The following is a 1,847-nucleotide window of genomic DNA, read 5'->3' as shown; positions in this document are numbered from 1 at the left end:
CCCACCAGGTAATGCGGCAGCCACAACGCCAGTGCCACAAAACCACCAAACACAAAGAAGTAGTACAACGAGAACCGCCACACCTGCAGGTTCCTCAGCGGAGCCATCTGCTCGGAGAACGGCACCGGCTTCACCCCGTCACGGCGGCGCTGTTCCAGCGACGGGTCTTCCTTGCTGAACAGGAAGAACAGCACGGCGGTGACCGCCAGCGCGACCGCCCAGACCTTGGCCACCATGGTCCAGCCCGCGGCCACCATTACCAAAGGCGCCAGCAGCTTGGTCACCGCCGAGCCGATGTTGCCGGCGCCGAATATGCCCAGGGCGGTGCCCTGCTTGCTGGCCGGGAAGAACCTGGACACATAGGCCACGCCCACCGAAAAGTTGCCACCGGCAATACCCACGCACAGCGCGGCGAACAGGAACTGGGGGTAGGTGTGGGCATAGGTCAGCATCCAGGTAGCCACTGCGCCGCACAGCATCACCAGCACCAGCACCTTGCGGCCGCCGAACTGGTCGGACCATATGCCGAGGAACACGCGGCTGACCGAGCCGGTCAGCACCGGGGTGGCGATCAGCAGGCCGAACTGGGTGTCGGTCAATCCCAGCTGCTCGCTGATCTGTATACCGATGATGGAAAAGATCATCCACACCGCAAAGCACACGGTGAAGGCGAATGTGCTCAGCCAGAGCGCACGCTGCTGCTGCCCGGCACTGGCGGGGGCAAGGGCCTGGTTCATGCAATCTCCTTCCTCAAGAGTGGATCAGCCGACCTCGGCTTCGGCTTCGATCTCGTCCAGTCCGCGCACCGGGTAGCGCTCCTGCAGCTCCAGCAGGTACGCCTGCACCTCGCGTTGGCGCACCTGCAGCTCCAGGTAGTCCCGGATCTGTGGCAGCACTGCGTCGAACGGCAGCGGCTGCCCCTCCTCGCGCCCATCGATGCTGACCACGTGGTAGCCCCAGCGTGATTCCACCGGGAAGCCAGCCAGGCCCTCGCGCAGGCGGAACACCTGGCGATCGAACTCCGGCGTGGTCTGCCCACGCTGCAGCCAGCCCAAGTCACCGCCGTCACTGCTGGACGGGCAGCGCGAATGGCGCAGGGCGAAGTCGGCGAACAGGTGCGGCGCTGCTTTCAGTTCATTGGCCAGACGCTCGCCCTCGGTGCGTGCGGCCAGCCGCCCGGCCACATCATCGGCCGGCGCGGCCAGCAGGATATGGCGCAGCCGTACCCGATCCGGTGAGCGGAATCGCTCCGGGTTCTGCTCGAAGTAGCGTTGGCAGTCCTCGTCGGTCGGCACGCGGTCTTCGATCGCGTCTTCCAGCAGTTGCTGGATCAGCACTTCCTCATCGCTGACCCGGCCGCCTGCCGGCGCCAGCAGGCCCAGGCGCTGCGCTTCCAACCGCAGCAGTTCACGCACCACCAGTGCGCGCGCCGCCTCGGCACGCGACTGTTCCGGGCGCAGTGCCCGATGGTGCTGCATCTCGCGGGCGATGTCGGCCTCGCTTATCGCCRTGTCCTCCACGAACAACCGGCACGGTGCCGGTTGCCCGAGCGAGCGCGGCCCCTCCCCTGCCCCGTCATGCTGGTGCTGGTGGGCCTCGGCCGGAACCGCCTGGGCGGAATCGATCACGGTGATCGGCAGGAACTTCGGCAGGTTGCCCACGGCTTACTCCCGCGGCCCGTAGCGCAGCGCCGCCTGGCGACGGCGCACCACCTGGTACGGCCGCCACAGATAGCTGACCGGAATGCTCCACACATGCACCAGCCGGGTGAAGGGCGCGATCAGGAACAGGGTCAGGCCCAGGAAGATATGCATCTTGTAGACCCAGCTGACGCCCTCGATGTAGTC

The 1,847-nt window shown here is 66.4% G+C and carries 3 protein-coding genes; all 3 read right to left on the bottom strand.

Features of this window, described 5'->3' with window-relative positions; all coding sequences use genetic code 11:
- Positions 1-737 (bottom strand): MFS transporter (locus AB4Y84_RS20665; protein ID WP_442250821.1); only part of this gene is annotated, 737 nt, incomplete at its 3' end.
- Positions 738-761: 24 nt separating this feature from the next.
- Positions 762-1,661: a peptidylprolyl isomerase gene (locus tag AB4Y84_RS20660; RefSeq protein WP_442250820.1), complete on the bottom strand. Its 900-nt coding sequence runs from the start codon at positions 1,659-1,661 to the stop codon at positions 762-764.
- Positions 1,662-1,664: 3 nt separating this feature from the next.
- Positions 1,665-1,847 (bottom strand): respiratory nitrate reductase subunit gamma (locus tag AB4Y84_RS20655; RefSeq protein ID WP_442250819.1); only part of this gene is annotated, 183 nt, incomplete at its 5' end.

This window comes from Stenotrophomonas sp. 2YAF22, assembly GCF_052114665.1.
Taxonomy (GTDB): domain Bacteria; phylum Pseudomonadota; class Gammaproteobacteria; order Xanthomonadales; family Xanthomonadaceae; genus Stenotrophomonas; species Stenotrophomonas indicatrix.
The sequence above is the reverse complement of the archived record's forward strand: the minus strand, read 5'-3'. Positions and strand labels throughout refer to the sequence as shown.